The 22,683-nt window shown below is 69.5% G+C and carries 23 protein-coding genes; 8 read left to right on the top strand and 15 right to left on the bottom strand.

Translation table 11 applies throughout. From position 1 onward, the window contains the following. Window positions 1-125: 125 nt before the first annotated feature. Window positions 126-389, bottom strand: coding sequence for a hypothetical protein (locus tag ACWDX9_RS34790; protein ID WP_449961511.1), 264 nt, complete (start codon window positions 387-389; stop codon window positions 126-128). A 198-nt stretch (window positions 390-587) separates the two neighbouring features. Between ACWDX9_RS34790 and ACWDX9_RS34785 the strand changes: the two genes are divergently transcribed. Further along, entirely contained in the window at window positions 588-1,298 is a 711-nt protein-coding gene (locus ACWDX9_RS34785) for a helix-turn-helix domain-containing protein (protein ID WP_449961509.1), read from the top strand. Here ACWDX9_RS34785 and ACWDX9_RS34780 read toward each other — a convergent pair. The 5 genes from ACWDX9_RS34780 to ACWDX9_RS34760 form a co-directional block, all read right to left on the bottom strand. Then, window positions 1,280-1,858 carry a dihydrofolate reductase family protein gene (locus ACWDX9_RS34780; protein WP_449961507.1) on the bottom strand — a complete coding sequence of 193 codons (579 nt, stop codon included), beginning with the start codon at window positions 1,856-1,858 and terminating at the stop codon, window positions 1,280-1,282. The genes ACWDX9_RS34785 and ACWDX9_RS34780 overlap by 19 nt on opposite strands. 209 nt (window positions 1,859-2,067) lie before the next feature. Further along, window positions 2,068-2,556 carry a GNAT family N-acetyltransferase gene (locus ACWDX9_RS34775; protein WP_449961504.1) on the bottom strand — a complete coding sequence of 163 codons (489 nt, stop codon included), beginning with the start codon at window positions 2,554-2,556 and terminating at the stop codon, window positions 2,068-2,070. 33 nt (window positions 2,557-2,589) lie between these two features. Then, on the bottom strand, window positions 2,590-4,608 hold the full coding sequence (locus ACWDX9_RS34770; RefSeq protein ID WP_449961532.1) for a vWA domain-containing protein: 2,019 nt from the start codon (window positions 4,606-4,608) through the stop codon (window positions 2,590-2,592). Window positions 4,609-4,638: 30 nt separating this feature from the next. Then, window positions 4,639-5,352, bottom strand: a complete 714-nt coding sequence (locus tag ACWDX9_RS34765; RefSeq protein ID WP_449961501.1) for a hypothetical protein — start codon at window positions 5,350-5,352, stop codon at window positions 4,639-4,641. Window positions 5,353-5,446: 94 nt separating this feature from the next. Then, a complete protein-coding gene (locus ACWDX9_RS34760) occupies window positions 5,447-6,838 on the bottom strand; it encodes a sigma 54-interacting transcriptional regulator (protein ID WP_357733056.1) in 1,392 nt (463 codons plus the stop codon). A gap of 171 nt (window positions 6,839-7,009) precedes the next feature. Between ACWDX9_RS34760 and ACWDX9_RS34755 the strand changes: the two genes are divergently transcribed. Beyond that, window positions 7,010-8,179: an FIST signal transduction protein gene (locus ACWDX9_RS34755; RefSeq protein WP_449961529.1), complete on the top strand. Its 1,170-nt coding sequence runs from the start codon at window positions 7,010-7,012 to the stop codon at window positions 8,177-8,179. A gap of 124 nt (window positions 8,180-8,303) precedes the next feature. Here the strand turns inward: ACWDX9_RS34755 and ACWDX9_RS34750 are convergent, their stop codons facing one another. The 5 genes from ACWDX9_RS34750 to hppD form a co-directional block, all read right to left on the bottom strand. Further along, entirely contained in the window at window positions 8,304-8,969 is a 666-nt protein-coding gene (locus ACWDX9_RS34750; protein ID WP_449961498.1) for a hypothetical protein, read from the bottom strand. Beyond that, window positions 8,966-9,580: an RNA polymerase sigma factor gene (locus ACWDX9_RS34745; RefSeq protein WP_449961495.1), complete on the bottom strand. Its 615-nt coding sequence runs from the start codon at window positions 9,578-9,580 to the stop codon at window positions 8,966-8,968. Before ACWDX9_RS34745 ends, ACWDX9_RS34750 begins: the two co-directional genes overlap by 4 nt. Before the next feature lie 72 nt (window positions 9,581-9,652). Then, window positions 9,653-11,065 carry a M1 family metallopeptidase gene (locus ACWDX9_RS34740; protein ID WP_449961493.1) on the bottom strand — a complete coding sequence of 471 codons (1,413 nt, stop codon included), beginning with the start codon at window positions 11,063-11,065 and terminating at the stop codon, window positions 9,653-9,655. Window positions 11,066-11,109: 44 nt separating this feature from the next. After that, window positions 11,110-11,550, bottom strand: a complete 441-nt coding sequence (locus tag ACWDX9_RS34735) for an RDD family protein (protein WP_449961490.1) — start codon at window positions 11,548-11,550, stop codon at window positions 11,110-11,112. 34 nt (window positions 11,551-11,584) lie between these two features. After that, window positions 11,585-12,694, bottom strand: a complete 1,110-nt coding sequence (gene hppD, locus ACWDX9_RS34730) for a 4-hydroxyphenylpyruvate dioxygenase (protein ID WP_355197359.1) — start codon at window positions 12,692-12,694, stop codon at window positions 11,585-11,587. Between the two features lie 103 nt (window positions 12,695-12,797). On the opposite strand from hppD, the gene ACWDX9_RS34725 reads away from it, so the two are divergent. Together ACWDX9_RS34725 and ACWDX9_RS34720 are read left to right on the top strand one after the other, a co-directional pair. Beyond that, window positions 12,798-13,277 carry an Lrp/AsnC family transcriptional regulator gene (locus ACWDX9_RS34725; protein ID WP_397373949.1) on the top strand — a complete coding sequence of 160 codons (480 nt, stop codon included), beginning with the start codon at window positions 12,798-12,800 and terminating at the stop codon, window positions 13,275-13,277. A gap of 255 nt (window positions 13,278-13,532) precedes the next feature. Next, window positions 13,533-15,533 (top strand): transglycosylase domain-containing protein, encoded by a 2,001-nt coding sequence (locus ACWDX9_RS34720; protein ID WP_449961487.1) that lies wholly within the window; start codon window positions 13,533-13,535, stop codon window positions 15,531-15,533. Here ACWDX9_RS34720 and ACWDX9_RS34715 read toward each other — a convergent pair. Further along, window positions 15,530-17,482: a thioredoxin domain-containing protein gene (locus tag ACWDX9_RS34715; protein ID WP_449961485.1), complete on the bottom strand. Its 1,953-nt coding sequence runs from the start codon at window positions 17,480-17,482 to the stop codon at window positions 15,530-15,532. The two genes, ACWDX9_RS34720 and ACWDX9_RS34715, sit on opposite strands and share 4 nt — an antisense overlap. 146 nt (window positions 17,483-17,628) lie before the next feature. On the opposite strand from ACWDX9_RS34715, the gene ACWDX9_RS34710 reads away from it, so the two are divergent. Next, entirely contained in the window at window positions 17,629-18,777 is a 1,149-nt protein-coding gene (locus ACWDX9_RS34710; protein ID WP_449961526.1) for a hypothetical protein, read from the top strand. On the opposite strand, the gene ACWDX9_RS34705 is transcribed toward ACWDX9_RS34710, so the two are convergent. Genes ACWDX9_RS34705 through mca form a run of 3 tightly spaced genes read right to left on the bottom strand, consistent with a single transcriptional unit; the run spans window position 18,760 to window position 20,140 of the window. After that, entirely contained in the window at window positions 18,760-19,056 is a 297-nt protein-coding gene (locus tag ACWDX9_RS34705; RefSeq protein ID WP_350725709.1) for a GNAT family N-acetyltransferase, read from the bottom strand. The two genes, ACWDX9_RS34710 and ACWDX9_RS34705, sit on opposite strands and share 18 nt — an antisense overlap. After that, window positions 19,057-19,221 carry a hypothetical protein gene (locus ACWDX9_RS34700; protein ID WP_192788033.1) on the bottom strand — a complete coding sequence of 55 codons (165 nt, stop codon included), beginning with the start codon at window positions 19,219-19,221 and terminating at the stop codon, window positions 19,057-19,059. A gap of 34 nt (window positions 19,222-19,255) precedes the next feature. Then, entirely contained in the window at window positions 19,256-20,140 is an 885-nt protein-coding gene (gene mca / locus ACWDX9_RS34695; RefSeq protein WP_350725707.1) for a mycothiol conjugate amidase Mca, read from the bottom strand. Window positions 20,141-20,275: 135 nt separating this feature from the next. On the opposite strand from mca, the gene ACWDX9_RS34690 reads away from it, so the two are divergent. The 3 genes from ACWDX9_RS34690 (at window position 20,276) to ACWDX9_RS34680 (ending at window position 22,590) form a co-directional block, all read left to right on the top strand. Further along, window positions 20,276-20,695 carry a DUF4307 domain-containing protein gene (locus ACWDX9_RS34690; protein WP_357733086.1) on the top strand — a complete coding sequence of 140 codons (420 nt, stop codon included), beginning with the start codon at window positions 20,276-20,278 and terminating at the stop codon, window positions 20,693-20,695. Window positions 20,696-20,803: 108 nt separating this feature from the next. Beyond that, the gene (greA, locus tag ACWDX9_RS34685; protein WP_148437100.1) at window positions 20,804-21,304 is read left to right on the top strand and encodes a transcription elongation factor GreA; all 501 of its coding nucleotides are present in this window, start codon (window positions 20,804-20,806) and stop codon (window positions 21,302-21,304) included. 122 nt (window positions 21,305-21,426) lie between these two features. Beyond that, window positions 21,427-22,590: a C40 family peptidase gene (locus tag ACWDX9_RS34680; RefSeq protein WP_449961481.1), complete on the top strand. Its 1,164-nt coding sequence runs from the start codon at window positions 21,427-21,429 to the stop codon at window positions 22,588-22,590. The last annotated feature ends 93 nt before the right edge of the window (window positions 22,591-22,683 follow it).

Below are 22,683 nucleotides of genomic sequence, written 5' to 3'. Positions count from 1 at the left end.
TGGTGCGCGCCTGCACCTCGCTCACCCGCGACGGGCGGCCCGTCACCCCGGTACGCCGGCCCCGCGGCCGGAACTGTCTGGTTGCTGGATGGGGAGAAGCCAGAATGATGATCTGGTGATGGAGGTCAATCCTCCGAAGGCTTCCCGGGCTTCTTCTGGGAGTTCGACCACGTGAGCACGGCCGAGGTGCCGGTGATCCAGAGGGCGGCGAAGCCGCCGGAGGCGGCCGCGCCGACCATGATCGCGCCGGCCACCTGTGCAAGGCCATCGCCGTCCTGCAAAACCATCGCGTTGCCCAGGCCGCATGAGGCTGAAATAGGTTCAGTGAGTGTTTGAGAAGTTTCCATGTGACGGTGTGGCGGCGTGACGGCATCATCGAGGTAAGTCAAGGTGCGCGGGTGCCGTCTCGCCGTGGGTGTCCGCCCAAACGACAAGGCGGACCTCTACGGCCGGATCGGCCTGAGATCGCGTTCGCTTGGTTGGATCGCGCGGTCGAGGTCGAAGCTCGGTTCAGCGCAGCTTGCCGTAGCGCAAAGCCGCATAGCCGGGCAAGCCACCGAGAACGCGAAGCGACGTATCCTTCGCCCGTGGGACTGCGGTTCAAGACGCGCGAGTCGGACTCGGCGTGGGTCGACATCGTGTGGACATGCACGAGTGAGCAGGTCACTGCAATGACGTCCGTCGCAGGGGTGCGTTGGGGCCTGGTGTTCTGGGAATACGCCGGCCGGGCGTGCACGGGCATCACCGGTCCCGAGACCCGGACCGGCACGGCGCCGGTGCCGGAGGGCGCGACCTTTACGGGCATCGAGTTCGCTGTGGGCACCTCGTTGCGTGCCGTGCCCGCGCCGGCGCTGGTCGACGGTGGCATCGGGCTGCCCGACACCACGCGCCGGACGTTCCGGCTGGACGGCACGCGCTGGGAGACGCCCGGCCCCGACGACGCCGAGGCTCTGGTCGAACGTCTCGTCCGGGCCGGGATCGTGGTCCGTGACCTGCTCTGCGTCGAGGTACTGCGGGGTCACCGCCCATCCGTCTCGGGGCGCACGATCGAACGCCGGTTCCGCGCCGCGACCGGACTGACGCAGGGCACCGTCCGGCAGATCGAGCGCGCCCGCACGGCGGCGCAGCTGCTGGCTGCCGGCGACCCGGCCACCGACGTCGTCGCCAGGCTCGGCTACTGCGACGAGCCGCACCTGGCCCGCGCCTTGCGCTCCTACGTCGGACGCACCGTTAGGCAGCTGCGCGAGGGCGCCGGCGGCGCGATCGCCCTCGACCTGGATCAGCGCCTGACGTCGTAGACCAGCTTCAGGATCCCGTTCGAGTAGCTCTCCGACTCCCGCAGGGTCAGCATGTGCTTGTCCCGGTCGGCCCGGCCGAACAGGCTCTTCCCGGCACCGAGCAGCACGGGAAAGACAAGCAGGTTGTACTGGTCGATCAGCCCCGCGTCCGACAGCCGCCGGGCCAGCTCCGCGCTCCCGTGGATGAAGATCGCACCGCCATCACCCTCCTTGAGCTCCGCGACGTCCTCGGTCGAGCGCAGGATCGTGGTCGGCCCCCATCCGTCGACGATGGCGTCGTCGGACAGCGTGGTCGACACCACGTACTTGGGCAGTTCCTTGTAGTCGGCGTGGTCCTCCGAGCCGGGCCAGACCGCCGCGAACGCCTCGTAACTGCGACGGCCGAACATCAGCGCCGTCGTGTCGGTGAGCTCCTCACCCTTCAGCGACCAGGCTTCGGGGACGAACTCGAGGTCCTTGACCACCCACCCGCCGCTGCGGTGTTCTTCCCCCGGCCCGCCGCCAGGCGAGTCCACGATGCCGTCGAGCGACATGAAACCGGTGTAGACCAAGTTACGCACTGTGCCGTCTCCTCATGCTCGGGCGAGCTGCCGGGTCCACGCTAGATCACGGCCGCGGTAGCTGTCTTGGACGGAAACGACAGCGGGTCCGAAACGCGCACGCCCGGCCCCGGACGCCCACCCGGCATCCCCAACCGCCGGTCCGCACCCCGCTACGACGTCGGCAAGATCGTCGAACGCGGCCGCACCCTGGTAGCCCTACAACAGGCTCAGGCCGTGGGAGAGGGTGGGGCCGGGGCGTGGAGGGTCAGCATGATGTGCTGGTCCTCGCCGTGCCGCACCGTGCCGGACCGCTGGAAGCCGACCTTCTCCAGGAGCCGGACGGAGCCGGTGTTGCCTTCGTACGGGTCGGCGTAGAGGGGACGGGTCTTCTCCTGCTGGAGGAAGAGCGTCAGGGCCCGGGTGCCGATGCCGCGGCCCCAGAACTCGCGGCCGAACCAGTAGCCGATGAAGCGCCGCTCATCCTCCCACCAGGCCACGATGTTTCCGGCCAGCTCGCGGTCGACGAGGACCGCCTGCACCAAGACGGTGGGGTCGGCCAGGATCCGGGTGGCCCAGTGGTGGAGGAAGCGCTCCCGGGGGCGGGGCGGGAACCTGGACCTCCGGGCCGCCTCCGGGTCGTGCTCCTGCGCCAGAAAGACCTCCAGATCGGCCTCCACGACGTCTCTCAACCGCACGTCATCGCTTCGCTCGCTCATGGCGAGGGAGTCTGGCATACGGCACCGACAAACTCAGCGGGCGCGGCGCAGGCGGAGGAAGTCGCTGACCACGTACTCGCCCAGACGCTCGGCGCTCGGCGAGAAGACGCGGCCACCGTTCCTGCGGGCCACCTCGTCCACGAACTCCTTCAGCCGGTCGTCGGCGGCCAGCATGAAGACGTTGATCGTCGCCCGCCGCCGGGTCATCTTGTCGACCTCGGCCAGCGTGAGCTCCAGCGTCTCGTGCGACGGCGGCCACTCGAACGCCGACCTGCCGTTGCGCATGAGGTGGGCCGTGGGCTCGCCGTCCGTGACCACCAGCACCACCGGCTCGAAGTCGGGGTGGCGGTCGAGGTGGCGGCCGGCGATCAGGAGGGCGTGGTGCAGGTTGGTGCCCTGGACCATGTCCCAGTCGAGGCCGGCCAGCTCGTCGGGCTGCAGCACCCTGGCGTAGTTGGAGAAGCCGATGATCTGGACCGCGTCCTGCGGGAACTTGGACGCCACCAGCGCCTGGAGCGCCAGCGCCGTCTGCTTGGCGGCGGCCCAGGTGCCCCGCAGGGCCATCGAGTACGACAGGTCCACGAGGAGGCAGACGGCCGCGGCGGTGCGGCGCTCGGTCTCGGCCACCTCGAAGTCGTCCACCGAGAGGCGGACCCTGACGCGCCTGCCCGAACCGGCGGGCCCCGCGTCGCGCACAGCGGCCCCCGCGTCGCGGACGGCGGTGCCCGGGGTGGCGACGCCGCCGCTGCGCACGCCGTTCACCAGCGTCCGGACCACGTCGATGGGCTGCTCGTCGCCGAAGCGCCACGGCCGGGTCGAGCCCGTCAGCTCCCCGGCCGAGCCCGCGTCGTGCTGGTCGTGGTCGCCGCGGCGGCCCGCGTCGAGGGAGGAGAACACGCGGCGCAGCGCCGTCTCGCCCAGGCGGCGGACCGCCTTGGGGGTGAGCTCCAGCTTGCCCCGGCGGCGCAGGAGGTAGCCCTGCTCCTCCAGCTCGCGTTCGATGCGCTTGAGCGCCTCCAGGTCGTCCACGGCCGAGCGGCCGAGCGCGCGGCGTATGGCGGACTCGTCGATGTCGTCCAGCCTGGCGCCCGGGTAGTCCTGCCGCAGGGCGGTCTCCAGCTGGGTGAGGTCGGCCAGCTCCTCCAGGGCCGTGACCGCGTCGCCCATGCCGAGGGGCTCTTCGCCGGTGAGGCGTTCGGGGGCGTTCCACGCCAGGTCGGGGCGGCGGGCGTAGAGGGCCTCGCCGAGACGGCGCATCTCGTCGGAGAGCCCGGCCTGGTCGAGGGTCTGGTTGATCAGGCCGGCGAGCTCCTCGCGCTGGCGCGGGGTCATCGAGGCCAGCATGCGCTGCGTGGCGGCGGCGCGGCGGGCCAGGATGTCGACGAGCTCCTCGAGGTTGCGCGGCTTTTCGGGGAACAAATCGCCATATTTCCCCATGAAGTCGTCAAAATCGGCCTGGGTGTGCTGGCCGCGGGAGTCCTTGTCCAGCATCTCGTTCAGGTCCGCCATCATCTGGCGGACGCGTTCCATCGCCTCGGGGTCGGGGTTGGCGAGGGCGTCCCGCAGGCCCCTGAACTGGCTGTCCAGGACCTCGCGCCGCAGCAGGTCGCGCAGTTCCTCGAACGTCTGGCGCGCCGCCGAAGAGCGCCACTCGTACGTGCTCAGCTCCTGGATCGCGCTGGCCGTGTCCTCGGGCAGCGCGTCGAGCCCGGTCTCCCGCAGCCGCGCGTCGTCGGACGGGTCGGGGAACAGCTCGGCCCGCTCCTGCCCGATGGCCTTGTCGAGCAGCGCCCGCGCCTTCTCCAGCGTGCCGTCGAGCCGTCCGCGCTCACGCAGGTCGCGCCGGCGCCGGCGCACCTCCCTGAGCATGTCGTCCAGCCCGCGGCGGTCCTGCGTCCCGGGCAGGCCGCGCTTGAGCAGGTCGCGCAGGGCGTGGACCGGCGTCGAACCGGACAGGATCGCGTCGCCCATCTCGTCGAGGGCCGCCCGCACGTCGTAGGGCGGGGCGAGGGGATCGGGGCCGTCGTGGTACTCACCATAGCGAAAGGCCATCACGCACCCACGCTAACCCGATCCGGCCGTTTACGCGTCCCCGAAGACCTCCCACACCTCGTTGACGCCGCCGGCCTCGGAGGTGTAGTCGATCTTCACCAGTACGGGGTGCTCCGCCGTCTTGAGCGCCTTGGTCAGGTCCGCCGAGGTGCACGACTTCTTGCCGAGCCCCTGCTTGTCGGCGTTGACCGGCTTGCCCGCCAGCCACCCGTCCCGGCAGCGCGCGGTGGCCCGGTAGAAGCTCGTGGCGTGCGTGTACCCGAGCTTGACCGCCTTTCCGCCGGTCGTGAACAGGACCGTCGTGTCGTTGACGCGCTTGAGCGTGCCGCGGGCGGTGCGCGCGCCCGGCCACTCGGTGACCAGAAACTCGTTGATCTTGACGGCGGCCGTGCCCCGGTATTCGACGCGGAGCGGGACGGGGCCGCGGGCCAGCCCGTCGGTCAGATCCCCGGGTTCGCAGGCCGTCCGGCCCAGCCCCTTGGCGTCGAGGGCCACCTGGCCTTCGGTCTCCTTCAGGTCGCACGCCACCGTGACCCGGCCGAAGGAGGCGCCGGTGTAGTCGAGCCGCACCTCCTGCGCCCCGGCCACCGGCTTGAGCCGGTAGCTCCGGAACTCGCCCTTCCGCACGAAAGCGGCTGACTTGGGGACGATCCGCAGGTGCCCCTTCCCGTCGGCCCAGGCGTACCCGTACACGACCTTGGCCGCCGTGGCCTCGGCGGAGGCGGGCACGGCGACGAAACCCATGGCTAGAGCGGTGGCACAGGCAAGCAGGCGCATGGGCGGCCTCCCGGTCGGCGTGATCAGCTATCCACTATGACGCGGAAGACCGCCGATATGTTCATGTGCGGTAGACGCTCACTCCGTCAAGGTCTTCCTTGGACAGGCGCCGCATGAGGTAAAGACCCTCCAGCGCGAACTCCAGGGCTGCTGCCGCGTGCCCCGGCGACTCCTCGCCCGCGCCCATGCCGAGCCTGGACATGACCTTCGCCAGGCCCGTGACCGGGCCCATCCGGTGGAGCAGCTCGCCGGCGGGGACCAGCTCGCCCGACTCCACCTGGGCGCCCTCGGAGAACTTGTCGATGATCGCCGACAGGTCCATGCCGCCCAGCCGGGTCCTGAACGTCTCCGCCGTGGCCCGGCGCAGCAGGTGGGCGAGGATCTCGGTCTCCCTGCCCTCCTCGCTCACCTCGAACTCCACCTTGCCCCGCAGGCTGTGGACCACCGAGGCCAGGTCGACCACGCGCGTGACGGCCTGCTCCTCGCCCTGCAGCGCCGCCCTGCGCACGGCCGAGGCCGCGGCGGTCTCGGCGGCGGCGATCGAGAAGCGCGCCGACACGCCGGAACGGGCGTCCACCGCCGTGGACTCGCGTACGAGCCGGGTGAACCTGGCGATGACCTCGATCAGGTGTTCGGGGACGTCGGCCCCGATGTCCGGCACGGACTCCTGGCGGATGAGCGTCAGCTCGTCCTCGACGGTCAGCGGGTAGTGGGTGCGGATCTCGGCGCCGAAGCGGTCCTTCAGCGGGGTGATGATCCGGCCCCTGTTGGTGTAGTCCTCGGGGTTGGCGCTGGCGATGAGCAGGATGTCGAGCGGGAGCCGCAGGTTGTAGCCGCGTACCTGGATGTCGCGCTCCTCCAGCACGTTGAGCAGCGACACCTGGATGCGTTCGGCCAGGTCGGGCAGCTCGTTGACGGAGAAGACGCCGCGGTTGGTGCGGGGGACGAGGCCGTAGTGGACGGTCTCGGGGTCGCCCAGGGTGCGCCCCTCAGCGATCTTGATCGGGTCGACGTCGCCGATCAGGTCGCCCACGGAGGTGTCGGGCGTGGCGAGTTTCTCGCCGTAGCGCTCGTCGCGGTGCTTCCACGCGACCGGCAGCTCGTCCCCCAGCTCCCGCGCGAGAGCCTGACAGCGCGTGCAGGCCGGCGCGTACGGATGGTCGTTGATCTCGCAACCTTCGACGACTGGGGTCCATTCGTCCAGCAGACCGGTGATGGTGCGGATGAGCCGGGTCTTGCCCTGGCCGCGCTCACCGAGGAGGACCAGGTCGTGCCCGGCGAGCAGGGCCCGCTCCAGGTGTGGCAGGACGGAGTCGTCGAAGCCCACGATGCCGGGGAATCGTGGCTCGCCTGCCCGCAGCTTGGCAAGCAGGTTCTCCCGGACTTCGGCTTTGACGGTGCGATGAACGTGGCCGCTCTCTCGCAACTCGCGGAGAATACGTGGCTGATGCACGGGAACGAGACTACGTCCCCCGCGCGCAATGCGGCAGAGAGTTTCGCATCTGGCGCAGATTTCGGATCTCGACCATTGCGTGACGTTTCGTGCGCGTGCTTGTCCTTTTAGTGGGGAGAATCGGGCCTAGGGAACTTTGACATGTCGAGGGAGGCGAGACTCGTGGCCGTTATGACTAGCCGCTTCGCCGACGGCCTCGCCGTGGGTTCCGACCTGGTGGGGGCCGCGGAGACCGCCGTGGGCCAGGCCCTGTCGAGGCTCAGTGGCCGGGCCGACCTGGTCTGTTTCTTCATCTGCGGCGATGATCCCGAGGACGTCGCGCGGGCCGGTGAGGCCGCTATGAGGCTCGCGCCCGACGCGCACGTGGTCGGATGCAGCGCCACGGGGGTGATCGGCGACGGGCAAGGGGTCGAACTGCTGCCCGCGGTGAGCGCGTGGGCGGCGACCTTGGACGGCGCCCGGCTGACGACCTTCCAGCTGGAGACGCTGGCGGCCGAGGACAGGTTCGTGGTGGTCGGGCTGCCCGAGCGGGGCGCCGATGATCATGTCGCGATCCTGCTGGCCGATCCGTACACGTTTCCGACCGACGCCTTCGTCGAGCGCTCCGTCGATGTGCTCGGCGACCTGCCGTTGATCGGCGGGCTGGCCAACGGGTTGCAGGGACGGGGCTCCGTACGGCTGTTCGCCGACGGCGAGGTCTACACCGAGGGCGCGATCGGCGTGCTGATCAGCGGCCCGGTCAGGATCAGCACCGTCGTCAGCCAGGGCTGCCGCCCGATCGGCCCCAGCATGGTCGTCACCGCGTCGGAGGACAACCTGCTGCTGGAGCTGGCCGGGCAGCCCGCGCTGGCCCGGCTGGAGGACATCGTCAGCGAGCTGGACGAGGACGACCGCGAGCTGGTCGCCTCCGGCCTGCAGATCGGCGTGGCCATGGACGAGTACGCCGAGCGCCACGAACGCGGCGACTTCCTCATCAGGGGAGTCATCGGCATCGATCCGGAACGCGAGGCCGTGGCCATCGGCGACATCGTGGAGATCGGCAGGACCGTGCGCTTCCAGGTACGCGACGCGGCCACCGCCGACGAGGACCTGTACGACCTGCTGGACGCCCATCGGGAGCAGCTCGGCAAGGTGGACGGGGCGCTGCTGTTCTCGTGCAACGGACGGGGCTCGGCCATGTTCGGCACGGCCGACCACGACCCGGTCGCCCTGCGTGACACGCTGGGGCCCATCGGCATGGCCGGCTTCTTCGCCGCCGGCGAGGTCGGGCCGGTGGCGGGCCACAACCATGTGCACGGGTTCACGGCGTCCGTCCTGGTTTTCTCCAGCCCGGGCTCGTGACAGCCGCCTGAAGGCCCGGCGGCCCCGTCTGCTCGGGAGGACCGCCGGGCCTCAAGCCGCCCGGGGCGGCCTCGGGGAGGTGCCAGGCCTGGCCAGGGCCCGGGCCGGCCCTGGCGCGGGTGGGTTACTCGGTCGCCGAGTCGGTGCTGGGACCCTGGCTGTCGTCCCCGGTGTTGGTGTGGAAGCCGCCCCCGCCGTCCTGGGCGTCGGGATCGGGCATCGCGGTCGGCTCGCAGGGCGCGACCGGCCCCTTCACGATGGTGAGCGACATCCCGAACGGCGGCTGGTCGTCGCCGGCCTTGCTCTTCGAGACGGCCATCACCAGCGTCGAGCCCTCCGGAACCTCCCCCTTCTCGATCATGAACGAGGTCACGTTGTCCGACCGGCCGAAGCTCACCGCGAACTCGCCCGGACCGTTCCCGTTCGCGCCACGCGGCGTCTTGCAGGTCTGCCCCTCGGGCAGGTAATCGACGATCGCCTTGACCCCGGCGTCGGCCAGGTCGGCCTGCAGCCCCTCCGGGTCGTTGAACTTGTTGATCCGCACGGTGATCACCCCGTTGGCCCCCGTGGTCACCGCGTACGCCGGGCTGCCGCCGAGCCCGGACAGCACCACCACCGTCGCGGTGGCGGCCGCCGCGACCCCCGCCAGCGCGGCGGACAGCCCCACGAAGCGCCGCCGGGAGCCGCCGCGCCCGGCCGGTGTCACAGTCGTCGTCACGTCGTCCTCCGCCATTCTGGTCGTGATCTCTTCCTTGAGTGCGCCGAGGAGGCGCTCCTCGAAATTGCTCATGCCTGTCCCTCCACGTACACAGGTGCCGACGGCGTGCTTCCTGGCCGAGCTCCGCCCGGCGGGCTGAGATGGATGTCCTCGCTTCGCTGCGGATCCATCTCAGCGACGCCTTCAAGGGCCCGTCTCGCCCGGTGCAGCCTGACTCGTACGGTCACCTGCCGGATCCCCAGGATCTCGGCGACCTCGGCGACGGTGAGCTGGTCGATCGCGACGAGCTCCAGCACCGCGCGCTCGCCCTCCGGCAGGCCGCGCATGGCCTCCAGGGAGCCGCGCATCCGGCGCTCGGCGTCGATCCGCTCCTCCATCCGCACGAGGTCGTCGTCGTCCATCAGCCGGCGGCCGGCGACGCGGCCGGTCGCCCGCGCCTCCCGGGCGGCCTGCCGATGCCGGGCCGACACGACGTTGCGCGCGACGCCGTACAGCCAGGCGATCTCGGTGCCCCGGCCGGGCGCGTAGGTGTGCGCCGAGTCAAGCACCGCCAGGAAGATGTCCGCCGTCAGGTCGGCGGCGAGGTGAGGGTCGCTCACCCGCCGGACCACGAAACGCATGACGGCATCGACGTGGCGGCGATAGAAGGCCTCAAAGGCCGCAGGGTCTTCGTTGAGGCGCACTGGCCTCGCTCCCTTCGTCGTTCGCCTTACATCCGTACTTGGACCGAGCGACGAGAAGCGTTTCCCCGCAGGTCAGCTGGGGCGGCGGGGCTGGAAGAGCCAGGCGTCGAAGAGCGGGCGGAGGTTTTTGCCCGACAACTGCTCGGAGAGGGCGATGAACTCCTCCGTCGTGACGTGACCGTAGCGGTGGTCGGCGGTCCACGTCTTGAGCAGCCTGAAGAAGGTGTCGTCGCCGATCGCGTCGCGCAGGGCCTGCAGCGTCATGGCACCGCGCGTGTAGACCGACGCGTTGAACAGGTCGGAGGGCTTGGCCCGCCCCGGCGGGTAGGCCCACATCGGGTCGTCGGCCGGGCGGGCGTGGAGGTCCTTGAAGATGGCCTTCGCGGTCTTCGTGTCCTTGTGCTCCTGCCACAGCCACTCCGCGTACGTGGCGAAGCCCTCGTTGAGCCAGAGGTCCTTCCAGCGCTTGAGGGTGAGGCTGTCGCCGAACCACTGGTGGGCCAGCTCGTGCGCGATGATGGTCGCGTCGGGCTCGAAGCCTCCGTAGAGCGGCTTGGTCTGGTTTTCCAGCGCGTAGCCGGCCATGTAGTCGTCGATGACGCCGCCGGTCGAGGAGAACGGGTAGGGGCCGAAGATCGTCGACCAGTAGTCGGTGACCTCGCCGGAGAGCTGGTAGAGCTTTTCGAGCGAGCTCTTGAACTTGGGATCGACGGCGGCGAACTCCGGGATGCCGCCGGGGGTGCGGCCCTGGCGCAGGTCGAACTTGCCGAGCGTGGCGGTCGCCAGGTAGGTCGCCATCGGGTGGAGCTCGCGCCACCGGTAGGTGGTCTTGCCGCCGGCGGTCGTCGGCCGGCCCTGGAGCTCCCCGTTGGACACGGCGGTCAGCCCGGCGGGCACGGTGATCGCGAAGTCGAACGTGGCCTTGTCGGCAGGGTGGTCGTTGTTGGGGAACCAGGTCTTGGAGCCGTTGGGCTCGGAGGCGACGAACGCGCCGTCCGGGGTCGGGATGAACCCGTACGTGCCGAGGTTGTCGCTGTCCTCGGCGGCCTTGGGACGCCCCGCGTAGACGACCTTGACGGTGAAGCGGGACCGGTTGCCGAGCGGGCGGGAGGGGGTCACGGTGAGCTCGTCGCCCTTCCGCCTGAACCTCGCCGCCGCGTTGTCGACGGTGACCTGGCGCACGTCGTAGCCGGCGAGGTCGAGGTTGAAGCTCGACAGGTTCTGGGTGGCGGCGGCCTGGATGGTGGTCCGCCCTTCGAGCTGCTTGGTCTTCGGGGTGTAGTCGACGGCCAGGTCGTAGTGGGACACGTCGTAGCCGCCGTTGCCGTCCTCGGGGAAGTCGGGGTCGCCGATGCCGGCGGCGCCCGGTCGGTAGTCGGTGACGGCGGGCGGGTCGTCCGCGCTCGCCGCCCGGCCGTCGGTGGGCGCACAGGCCAGCACACTCAGCGTGGCCAGCAGTGCCACCCCGCGTCTGTCGAAACGCATTGGCAACACGCCCCTTCGGATCGTGACCAAAATCTTACGCTGAGTCAGGCGTTCACCACGACCGTCCTGGCGGCCTTGTCATGGACCGCCTGTTTGCGAGGGTCGAAGAGGATCCAGCCGAGGTCCACCAGCGAGCCTACGCAGCAGACCCAGGCGAGCGCGGTCTCGACGATCTGTCTCACCGCGGCCTGCGCCACGGTGATCCGCGCGCCGTTCTCCTGCACGACCCGCATGCCGAACAGCCTTTTGCCCAGGGTCTGGCCGTTCCAGAAGGCGTGCAGGAGCCAGAAGTACAGGAAGGCCACGAGTCCGGCCAGGAAGGTGTGCTCCACCGGGTAGCGGTCCCAGGCCCCTCTGCTCCGGTCCCAGACGTACTCCCAGCTCGACCAGGTGAAGGGGGCGGAGATGACGTTGACGATGAGCCAGTCGAGGACGCCGGCGAACAACCGTCGCCAGCGTCCCGCCAGTCCCGGTGGTGTTCCCATGATGTCCTGATGACCACCACTAAGTCGGGACAAACTATAGATTGCCCCTTCGTTCCTGCTCCCGCTCGATCGCCTCGAACAGCGCCTTGAAGTTGCCCTTACCGAATCCCAGCGAGCCGTGCCGCTCGATGAGCTCGAAGAAGACCGTGGGCCTGTCCTGCACCGGCTTGGTGAAGATCTGCAGCAGGTAGCCGTCCTCGTCGCGGTCCACGAGGATCTTCCGCCGCTTCAGCTCCTCGATCGGCGCCCGCACCTTGCCGATGCGCTCGCGCAGCTCGGGGTCGTCGTAGTACGAGTCGGGCGTGTCCAGGAACTGCACGCCGGCCGCCCGCATGTGGTCGACCGTGGTCAGGATGTCGTTGGTGGCCAGGGCGATGTGCTGCACCCCGGGGCCGCCGTAGAACTCCAGGAACTCGTCGATCTGCGACTTCCTGCGGCTCACGGCCGGCTCGTTCAGCGGGAACTTGACCTTGCGCGTGCCGTCGGCGACGACCTTGGACATGAGCGCCGAGTACTCGGTGGCGATGTCGTCACCGACGAACTCCGCCATGTTCGTGAAGCCCATCACCTTCCGGTAGAACTCCACCCACTCGTCCATCTTGCCCAGCTCGACGTTGCCGACGCAGTGGTCGATCGCCTGGAAGAGCCGCCCGCCCTTCGTCGCCGGCGGCGCCACCAGCGGCTCGGCGGCCACGTAACCGGGCAGGTGGGGGCCGCCGTAGTTGGACCTGTCGACCAGCGTGTGGCGCGTCTCACCGTAGGTGGCGATGGCCGCGACCTGCACCTTGCCGTGCTCGTCCTCCATCGTGTACGGCTCCGCCAGCCCCTCGGCCCCGTGGGCGACCGCGTACGCGTACGCCGCCTCCACGTCGGGCACCTGGATCGCCAGGTCGATCACCCCGTCGCCGTGCTCGGCCACGTGCCTGGCCAGGTCCGTTCCAGGGCGGACCGCGGCCCGGAACTCGAACGTGGCGCCGCCCGAGACCAGCACGTACGCGACCTCGTCCCGGCTGCCGTTCTCGGGCCCGCGGTAGGCCACCAACCTCATGCCGAACGCGGTCGAGTAGTAGTGGGCGGCCTGCTTGGCATTGCCCACGGCGAACACGACGGCGTCCATGCCGTTGACCGGAAAGACATCATTCATACTGGCAACTCTCGATATCCCTGAGCTCAGTGCGCAAGAGTTACTTCAATCGGTGGACAATCTGCCTAGCAGCGCTCCGAGATATCCGGTAAATCTGTACAGTATGACGATCGATGAGCTGGACGCCAGGTTGATCGCCCTCATGACGGAGGAGCCCCGCCTGGGAGTGCTCGAGTTCTCGCGCAGGCTCGGCGTGGCCCGCGGCACCGTTCAGGCCCGGATGGACCGGTTGATCGCCAGGGGCGTGATCACCGGGTTCGGGCCGGACGTGTCGCCGGAGGCGCTCGGCTATGACGTCACCGCGTTTGTCAGCATGGAGATAAGACAGGTCGCCGGACACGACCCGGTGGCCGACCGGCTGGCCGCCATTCCGGAGGTGCTGGAGGTGTACACGATCACCGGCGACAGCGATCTTCTCTGCCGCGTGGTGGCGCGAACAAATGCCGATTTGCAGCGGGTTATCGACCGAATCGTTGATGTACAGGGTGTGCTCCGGACTAATTCGATCATCGCCCTGGACACCCCGGTTCCCTATCGAGTGCTGCCGTTGGTCGCCGATGTTCCGCGTCGCGGTGACCGGTAGCCGTACTATCGCTAGGGGACGAGGCACCGTTATCGATCGTTTAGCCTTGACATTCGCCCAGCACATGAGGGGTGACAAGGGGGGTCGAGGGTGCGGAGCGGCGGTGGTAACGGGATGCGAAAACGACGAGTACTCCGACTTCTACTGATTTCATTTGGCGCGGGAATCCTCGTACTCGTCGGGCTTTTCGCGGTCGCATGGGCGCTGACGCCCATTCCCGATTCCACGCAGAAGCAGGCCACCGCGCAGGGTTCGGTGATCTATTACCGCGACGGCAAGACCGTGCTCGCCCGCCAGGGCGTCGACCGCAAGAGCGTCGAGCTGGCCAAGGTGCCCAAGCACGTGCAACAGGCGGTCATCGCGGCCGAGAACCGCTCCTTCTACGAGGACGGCGGCGTCTCGGTCAAGGGCACCGCGCGGGCCGTCTGGTCCACCGTCACCGGGCAGCAGCTCCAGGGCGGTTCGACGATCACCCAGCAGCTCGTGCGCAACTACTACAGCGGCCTCAGCCAGGAACGTTCCGTCACCCGGAAGTTCAAAGAGATCCTCATCGCGATCAAGGTCGACCAGTCCAAGTCGAAGGACTGGGTGCTCGAGCAGTACCTCAACACGATCTACTTCGGCCGTGGCGCCAACGGCGTCCAGTCGGCCGCCCGCGCCTACTTCGGCAAGGACGTCGGCCAGCTCAGCGTGGCCGAGGGTGCCTACCTCGCGGCGGTGATCCAGCAGCCCAGCCGCTTCGCCGACCCCAAGGGCCCCGACCTGGCGGCGGCCCAGGAACGCTGGAAGTCCGTGATCGACGCGATGGGCCAGACCGGCATGCTGACGCCCGCCCAGGTCGCCGACCAGCGCTTCCCCAAGCTCACGGCGCCGAAGAAGCCGTTCGAGCTCAAGGGGCAGGCCCAGTACATGCTGGAGCAGGTGACGGCCGAGCTCAACCGGCGCGGCTACTCCGACGAGGACATCAACGGCGGCGGGCTGAAGATCGTCACGACGTTCGACAAGAAGCTCATGCAGGCCGCCCAGCGGGCCGTCAAGGACGTGCTGCCCGACGCCACGCCCAAGAAGGTCCACACGGGGCTGGCGGCCGTCGATCCGGCCACCGGTGAGATCGTCGCGTTCTACGGCGGCAGCCCCGCGCAGTCCCAGTACGACAGCGCGTTCTCGGCCAAGGTCCAGGCCGGGTCGACGTTCAAGCCGTACACGCTGGCGGCGGCGCTCGAAAACGGCTTCGACCTGTCCACCAGGGTCGACGGCAACTCGCCGATGCGCGTGGCGTCCGACCCGAAGCCGATCCCCAACGACAGCGACCGCTCCTACGGCGAGATCGACCTGGTGCAGGCCACCCAGAACTCGGTCAACACCGCGTTCGTGGACCTCGGCCAGAAGGTCGGCCTGGACAAGGTCGCCGCCGTCGCCGAGAAGGCGGGCATCCCCAAGACGCAGCTCGAGAAGCAGCAGAGCTACGCGTCCTTCCCGCTCGGCGTCTCCTCGGTCAGCGCCGTCCAGAACGCCTCGGGCTTCTCCACGTTCGCCAACAAGGGCGTGCACATGGAGGCCCACGTGGTGATGTCGGTCACAGACGCCGAGGGCAAGAAGAAGACCGTCGAGCCGGTCTCGACGCGGGTGGTCGGCGAGCAGGCCGCCGGGGACGCCACGTACGCGATGCAGCAGGTCGTCAAGTACGGCACCGGCACCGCCGCCCGGCTCTACGACCGCCCGGTGGCCGGCAAGACGGGCACCACGGACAAGTCGAAGAGCGTCTGGTTCAACGGGTTCACGCCGCAGCTCGCCGTCGCCGTCGACATGTTCAGGGAGGACAACGCCACCGTCACGATCCCCGGGTACGGCACGCAGTTCGGCGGCCAGCTCCCGGCGCAGATCTGGCGGGCGTTCATGACCGAGGCCATGGCGGGCAAGCCGGTCGAGGAGTTCCCCGAGCCGTCCGACTACGGCTGGGGCCCCGACTACTCGTCGCCCGACCAGAACCAGGACGGTCCCCAGCAGGACTACACGCCGCCGCGCAACCCGAACGACTGGTTCGACAACACGCCCGAGCCCGACATCACCGCGCCCCCGTCCACGGACGGCCCGCCGGTGACGGATCAGCCGAGCGACAACGGGCCGCAGCAGGACCAGCAGCAGCCCGACGAGCAGACCGGCCCGCCGTCCACGCAGCAGCAGACGCCCGACCAGCCCACGACCGGGGGCGACACGATCAACGACACCAACACGGGCCGCCCGCAGTCGGGTTAGCGCGCCGCGCCCAGCTCCGCCCGCAGGTCATCGACCGTCGTCACGGGCAGGCGGCAGGTGAACCCCTTGCACACGTACGCGGCAGGCGCCCCGCCGACCAGCCCGCGCCCCTCCAGCAGCTCCGGGAAGTCGCCGGGGCCGCGGGCGACCACCAGCCCCGGCACGTCGGCCAGCAGCGCCTCTCTGTGCAGCTCCGCCGTGCGCGGGTCGTCGGCCGGGCCGATCACGGCCACCTCCACGGGCCCGTCCAGCGCCGCCCGCGCCACCGCGAGGCCCCAGCCCGCGAACCTGGCGTGCCCCGTGGCCAGCACGGACACCGCGCCGAGCGCGGCCTGGGCGGCCTCCCTGTGCCGCGTGGAGCCGGTCAGCGCGCCGTAGGAGAGCAGCGCGCCCGCGGCCGCGAACTGGCCCGACGGGGTGGCGTTGTCCGTGGGGTCCTGCGGCCGCTGGAAGAGCCGTTCGGAGTCGTCGGCCGTGTCGTAGAAGCCGCCCGTGTCGTCGGCGAACCTGTCGAGCACCGTGTCCAGCAGCGAGCCCGCCAGCCGGAGCCACCGGGCCTCGCCGGTCACGCCGTACAGGGAGATCAGGCCCTCGGCCAGGTTGGCGTAGTCCTCGAGCACCCCGGCGTTGGTGCCCGCTCTGCCGTCCTTGGACGTCCGCAGCAGCCTGCCGTCCGCCATGTGCGTGCTCGCGAGCAGGCCGGCCGCGGCCGTGGCCGCCGCCACGAGGTCGGGGCGCTCGAACACCACGCCGGTCTCCGCCAGGGCCGCGATGGCCAGGCCGTTCCACGAGGCCACGACCTTGTCGTCGCGCCCCGGGCGTACGCGCCGGTCCCTGGCGGCCAGCAGCCGCTCGCGGACGCTCGCGTAGCGCGCCGGGTCGTCGGGGTCGCGCGGGAGCTGCAGGACGGACGTGCCGTGCTCGAACGTGCCGGTCACCTCGAACAGCTCCTGCGCCCAGCGCCCGTCGTCCTCGCCGAGCACCTCGCGCAGCTCCTCGGGCGTCCAGACGTAGAACTTGCCCTCCACGCCCTCGCTGTCGGCGTCGAGCGCGGAGGCGAACCCGCCCTCCTCGGTGCGCATCTCCCGCAGCAGCCAGTCGGCCGTCTCCAGCGCCACCCGCCGCGCGAGCTCGCCGCCGCCCGCCTTCCACCAGTGCGTGTAGACGCGCAGCAGGAGCGCGTTGTCGTAGAGCATCTTCTCGAAGTGCGGCACGACCCATTCCGCGTCGACGCTGTAGCGGGCGAACCCGCCGCCGAGCTGGTCGTACAGGCCGCCGCGGGCCATCGACCCGAGCGTCTTGCCGCTCATCTCGCGCTCGCCTGAGCGCAGCAGGAACTCCAGCACCATGGACGGCGGGAACTTGGGAGCCCTGCCGAAGCCGCCGTTGACGCCGTCGAACTCCTGGCCCAGGTTGCGCATGGCGAGCGCCAGCGTCTCCTCCTTGGGCACGGCCCCGCTGGGCAGCGTGGTGTTCGTGGTGAGCGCCTCCACCACCTTGGCGCCCTGCTGCAGCACGGACTGCCGGTCGCCGACCCACACGTTGTGCACCTCGGTGAGCAGGCGCTGGAAGTGGGGGCGCGGGAAGTAGGTGCCGCAGTAGAACGGGTGGCCCTCGGGAGTGGCGAACACCGTCATCGGCCAGCCGCCCTGGCGCGTCATCGCCTGGGTGGCGCCCATGTAGACGGCGTCCACGTCCGGCCGCTCCTCGCGGTCGACCTTGATGTTGACGAAGTGCTCGTTCATGAGGCGCGCGGTGCCGGGGTCCTCGAAGCTCTCGTGCGCCATCACGTGACACCAGTGACACGCTGAGTAGCCGACGCTGATCAGGAGCGGCACGTCCCGCCGCCTGGCCTCCGCGAACGCCTCCTCACCCCAGGGGTGCCAGTCCACGGGGTTGTCCGCGTGCTGCAGCAGGTAGGGGCTCGTGGCGTCTTTCAAGCGGTTCATCAGGACCTCCACTGATCAGCCTAGTCCGCCCCCGCCCTGCCGCTCTCCCGCCACTGCCTCGGTGCTCGGACGGGGGCGCTCCCCGAACGAGAGCAGGGGGCGGCTGACTGGGAAGGCCGGGACGGGCTAGGTTACGGGGCGTGGATATGGACTTCGTCTGCGCACACGCCGGCCGCCCGGTCGGCGCCGTCACCCGCAGGGACGTGGCACGCGCCCTGCTGGCCGTTCCCTCTGGGGTGGCGCTGGTGGCGCTGCCCGACCTGCGGCGCGCGATGATGGCGGCGGGCAACCCGCTCTCCCGCCCGTTCTGGGAGTCCGCCAAGGCCACGCTCAGCTCGATCGAGTCGGGTGTCGCCACGGTCGGCGACGTGCAGCGCTGGGTCGAGTCCACCGGCACCGAGCCGATCCTCATGACGCCCAGCTACTTCGTCTGGCCGGAGGAGGACGAGCGCGGGCCCGTGGCGGTGGAGATGTTCGGCCGGCTGGTCACGTACCTGGAGGAACGGGTCGAGGCCGGTGAGATCGACCCCGACGCGCTGGCGGAAGGCGATCGGGCGGCCCGCGGCGCGTACGAGGAGCTGCAGGAGCGCTGGCTCGGCACGCCGCTGGCCGACGGCAGGGTGCCCGGATACGCGGTGAGCGACGAGCTGGACGAGGAGTCGTTCGCGATCTGGGACGAGGAGGAGGCGTTCGCGCTGTCGGAGCTGCGGCGGATCGTCGCCGGCCTGCCCGCGCAGCCCGAGCTGCCCGCCGGCGAGCTGGACGCGGCGGCGGCGCGCCTGCGCGCGCTGCTCGCCCTGCCCGGATACCCCGCCAACGTGCTGCGGGCGTGCGCCGGGTTCGAGGACGGCCCGATGCCGGACGACGACGGTGAGCTGTGGCTGGCGGTGGCGGCGGGCATCGCGGGGCCGATCTCGGACCTGTCGGAGAGCGGGGACCTGCTGGAGGAGTTCGTCGATATGGACGGGGAGCTCACCCTGGAGGACGCGACGCTGGCCAACCTCTGCGCGATCCAGCACGCCGACTGGCTGGCCGGGGTGGCGGCGCTGGCGAGGCTGGGCCCGGGGGTGCTGGCCTCGCCCGAGCGGATGGCGCGGCTCATCGCCGAGTCGGAGGACATCGACGTCGACGAGCAGGACACCGACGATCTCAACGCGACCGAGAGCCTGTTCGGCTCGGTGGTGAGCCTGTGGGGCTATCTCGGCATCGTGGACAAGGACGAGGTGCTCACCCCGCTGGGCTGGTGGGGCCTGCCCAAGGCGCTGGAACGGGCCTGGTCACGCGCTGCCGAATGAGCTGTCGACCAGGTGCTGGAACTCGGGGTGACGCTTGATGTACTTCGCCACGTAGGGGCAGAGCGGCACGACGCGCAGGCCGGTGTCGGCGCTCGCCTGGAGCGCGAACGCGACCAGCCTGCTCGCCAGCCCCTGCCCCTCGTACGCGGGCAGGACCTCGGTGTGCGTGAAGACGATCTTGGTGGGCAGCAGGCGATAGTCGGCGAACCCGGCGACCTTGCCGTCCACGAGCACCTCGAACCGGCTCTCCGTCGAGTTGTCGACAACTTCGATCGGCATCTACTCGGCCTTCTTGTCGTCCACGTCGCCCTCGTGGGGGACCTGGATCTTCGACATCTGCTTGTTCATCGACTTGACCAGGAAGTACAGGGCAAAGCCGAGGAAGGCCACGACGAGGAAGCCGAGCAGGCCCGGACTCACATCACCTGCTGCTAGAACGTTCACAGTTCCAGTCTGCCACTGGGGGAGCGTGGTCCCGTCAGTGGCAGGCGGGGGAGACGTCCTCGGCGTGGATGCCCGCGAACAGGTCGTCCTCCGGAAGCTCCGTGTCCACCAGCGAGCGCGCCAGGTGGTAGTCCTCGGTCGGCCAGATCTCCTGCTGCAGCTCGCGCGGGCAGACGAACCACCAGCTGTCGGGGTCGATCTGGGTGGCGTGGGCGATCAGGGCCTGGTCGCGGATCTCGAAGTAGTCGCCGCACGGCACCCGCGTGGTGACCGGCCACTTGGCCGGGCGGTCCTCCCAGCGGGAGATCCAGTCGGCGTACGGGGAGCCGAGGCCACGCTCGGTCATCGCCTCGTGCAGCGCCTCGAACCGCTCCTTGGTGAAGCCCATCTGGTAGTAGAGCTTCAGCGGCTGCCACGGGTCGCCCGTGCCCGGGTAGCGGTCGGGGTCGCCGGCGGCCTCGAAGGCCTCCACCGAGACCTTGTTGGTCATGATGTGGTCGGGGTGGGGGTAGCCGCCGTCGTCGTCGTACGTGATGATCACGTGCGGCCTGAACTCCCGCACGGCCGCCACCAGCGGCGCCGAGGCGTCCTCCAGCTTCTGCGTGGCGAAACTGCCCTCGGGCAGCGCCTCGTCCTCGTTCTCCGGCAGCCCGGAGTCGACGAAGCCCATGAAACGCTGCTGCACTCCAAGGATCTCGCGGGCCCGATCCATCTCGGCCTTGCGCACCGCGGCGATGTTCGCCACGATCTCGGGCCGATCCATCTTCGGATTGAGCACGGAGCCCCGCTCACCGCCCGTGAGCGTACAGACCAGCACTTCCACACCTTCGCGCACGTAACGCGCCATCGTGGCGGCGCCCTTGCTCGACTCGTCATCGGGGTGGGCGTGGACGGCCATCAGCCTCAGCGGTGCACTCACGGGCTCGATGTCTCCTCAGTAGGGACCGGTCACTCGCCCAGAGAGGTTAGTTTCTGCTGGGCGGTCGCGAGGGCACACCCCCCGCGGGCGACAATTGTCTCGGATAACGCTCAGGGAGTGCAGGGAGATTCCGCCATGGCGACCAGAGATGTCGAGAACCAACCAGTTCTCGGCACACCCGACGACTTCCCCGACCGCCCCAGACGAGGCGGGCGGCTGGTCGTCCACGTCGTGATCGGCGTGCTGGTGGCCATCATCGCGGGTGGCTGGGGTTACGTGATGTGGTCGATGACGGCGGGTGGTTCGGAGGCGCCGTCGCAGGTGGTGACGTTCAACGTCGTCAGCGCGAATCGCGCGGAGATCACCTTTGAGGTGTACAAGCCAGACGATAGGGTGGCTGTCTGCCGGATCAGGGCGCTGGACGTCTATCACGCGGAAGTGGGCAGCAAGGAAGTAAGAATCCCGGCTGGCGGGGGTAGTAAGCAGATCAAGGAAGGCCTCGACACCAGTGGTGAGGCCACTTCCGTCCACATCCAGTACTGCAATCTCGTATAGTGAGACGTTTGGGGAAGCGTTGGAGCGGTTGACTTGTTAGCCTTTCGCAATTCAACCACACGTAACCTCAAGTGATCTCAGGGCCCCCTAGGCAAGCAAGGAGAACCCGTGGCCGACTCTCGCGATGAGAACGTCACATGGCTGACGCAGGAGGCGTACGACCGCCTGAAGGCGGAGTACGAATATCTCTCTGGCCCCGGGCGCGTCGACATCGCCAAGAAGATCGAAGCCGCCCGCGAAGAGGGCGACCTGCGTGAGAACGGTGGCTACCACGCCGCCAAGGACGAGCAGGGCAAGATGGAAGCCCGGATCTTCCACCTCCGGCAGATCCTCGACAACGCCCAGGTGGGAGAGGCCCCCAAGGCCGAGGGCGTGGTGGGCCCCGGCATGACCGTGACCATCCGCTTCGTCGGCGACGACGACGAGGTCACCTTCCTGCTCGCCTCCCGCGAAGAGAGCGGAGCGCCGATCGACGTCTACTCGCCGAAGTCCCCGCTCGGGGCGGCGATCAACGGCAAGAAGATCGGGGAGAAGGCGACCTACTCCATGCCCAACGGCCGCCAGAACACGGTCGAGATCCTTGAGGCAGTGCCGTACATCGGCAACTGACACCCCCGCAGGACGACCGCCGGGCCCACGCTGGCCCGGCGGATTTTTCGCGTACGTCAGGGATCCGGCAGGACCTCAGCTTCCTGGTCAACTCTCGTAAGCGGAGCAACACGTACAAGCTGGTGCCGTTCATCGTGGTGGCGCTGGTCGCGGTGCTGACCGCCGACGTGCTGCTGCTCGCGCGATCCGGGCAGGACGTCGGTCCCGTACGCGCCCAGGCCACGCTCAAGCAGACGCCGCTGGCGCAGCGCCGGCCGCAACAGCAACAGCAGCAGGGGCAGCAGCAACCGCCGCCCGTCACCAACGTCCAGCCGGTGGAGCCGCTGAAGAAGCTGCACAAGCCCAACCTGTTCGTGCTGACCAGCAAGCCGTTCACCAACGAGCTGTTACGGAAGGTGGCCAAGCTGCGCGGGGTGCGGGCCCTGGAGCTGGCCGACGCGGCGTCCGTCATGCTCGACGACAAGCGGGTGCAGACGCTGGCGGTCAATCCGTCCACGTTCCGCTCGTACACGCCCAAGGTGACGGCTTCGTCCGACGCGCTCTGGCAGAACGTCGCGGCGGGTGACGTGGCGGTCTCGTTCGTGCTCGGCAACGACGGCGGGCTCGCGCTGCACCGGCGCGTGGCGAGCCCGGCCGGGACGCTGCGGATCGGCGCGTACGCCACCACCGGGTTCGGCGCGGTGGACGCCGTCGTGTCCAAGAACGTGGGGCGGACCTTAGGACTCCCGCGCGACAACGCCCTCATCGTGAGCGCCCCCGACACCAACTCCGAGACGCTGCGCAGGGCCATCCTCAAGCGGCTGCCCAAGGGCACGCAGGTGGCCATGGTCAACCCGGTCCTCCCGCAGCCGCAGACCCCGACCCGTACCTGGCCTTCCGGGTCGTTCATGACGGGCGAGCAGATCACCGTGGCGCTGAAGGCCGCCGCCTCCAAGCTCGGCCGGCCGTACGTGTGGGGCGCCGAGGGGCCCGACACCTTCGACTGCTCCGGCCTGGTCCAGTGGGCCTTCGCCCAGGCGGGGGTGCGGATGCCCCGGGTGACGCACCAGCAGTGGGTGACCGGGCCGCAGGTCCCGCTGTCGCAGGCGCAGCCGGGCGATCTGATCTTCTGGCGCCTTGACCCGACTAATCCCGACTACATCTCCCATGTAGCGATTTATTGGGGTAACGGGAAGATGATCCAGGCGCCGCGTACCGGCGATGTCGTCAAGATCTCGCCCCTGCACACCCGCAACCTGGCAGGCGTCGTCCGCGTAAGCCCAGTCGCCGCCGCCAAGGTCCGCTAACAAGTTCGACATCATGTAGAAGTTGTCATGGATTGTGCCGACCGGCGTTGGCGCGCGAGGGAGGCTACCGCTCTCCCTCGTACAGCGGCAGGA

This window comes from Nonomuraea sp. NPDC003201 (assembly GCF_053590415.1).
The sequence above is the reverse complement of the archived record's forward strand: the minus strand, read 5'-3'. Positions and strand labels throughout refer to the sequence as shown.

What these genes read in the sequence shown, in the direction of transcription:
- ACWDX9_RS34775 (WP_449961504.1), bottom strand. Translation starts at nt 2,556, where the DNA reads ATGAGCGAGCGAAGCGATGACGTGCGGTTGAGAGACGTCGTGGAGGCC.
- ACWDX9_RS34770 (WP_449961532.1), bottom strand. Translation starts at nt 4,608, where the DNA reads ATGGCCTTTCGCTATGGTGAGTACCACGACGGCCCCGATCCCCTCGCC.
- ACWDX9_RS34765 (WP_449961501.1), bottom strand. Translation starts at nt 5,352, where the DNA reads ATGGGTTTCGTCGCCGTGCCCGCCTCCGCCGAGGCCACGGCGGCCAAG.
- ACWDX9_RS34755 (WP_449961529.1), top strand. Translation starts at nt 7,010, where the DNA reads ATGACTAGCCGCTTCGCCGACGGCCTCGCCGTGGGTTCCGACCTGGTG.
- ACWDX9_RS34750 (WP_449961498.1), bottom strand. Translation starts at nt 8,969, where the DNA reads ATGAGCAATTTCGAGGAGCGCCTCCTCGGCGCACTCAAGGAAGAGATC.
- ACWDX9_RS34740 (WP_449961493.1), bottom strand. Translation starts at nt 11,065, where the DNA reads ATGCGTTTCGACAGACGCGGGGTGGCACTGCTGGCCACGCTGAGTGTG.
- ACWDX9_RS34735 (WP_449961490.1), bottom strand. Translation starts at nt 11,550, where the DNA reads ATGGGAACACCACCGGGACTGGCGGGACGCTGGCGACGGTTGTTCGCC.
- hppD (WP_355197359.1), bottom strand. Translation starts at nt 12,694, where the DNA reads ATGAATGATGTCTTTCCGGTCAACGGCATGGACGCCGTCGTGTTCGCC.
- ACWDX9_RS34725 (WP_397373949.1), top strand. Translation starts at nt 12,798, where the DNA reads ATGACGATCGATGAGCTGGACGCCAGGTTGATCGCCCTCATGACGGAG.
- ACWDX9_RS34715 (WP_449961485.1), bottom strand. Translation starts at nt 17,482, where the DNA reads ATGAACCGCTTGAAAGACGCCACGAGCCCCTACCTGCTGCAGCACGCG.
- ACWDX9_RS34710 (WP_449961526.1), top strand. Translation starts at nt 17,629, where the DNA reads ATGGACTTCGTCTGCGCACACGCCGGCCGCCCGGTCGGCGCCGTCACC.
- ACWDX9_RS34705 (WP_350725709.1), bottom strand. Translation starts at nt 19,056, where the DNA reads ATGCCGATCGAAGTTGTCGACAACTCGACGGAGAGCCGGTTCGAGGTG.
- ACWDX9_RS34690 (WP_357733086.1), top strand. Translation starts at nt 20,276, where the DNA reads ATGGCGACCAGAGATGTCGAGAACCAACCAGTTCTCGGCACACCCGAC.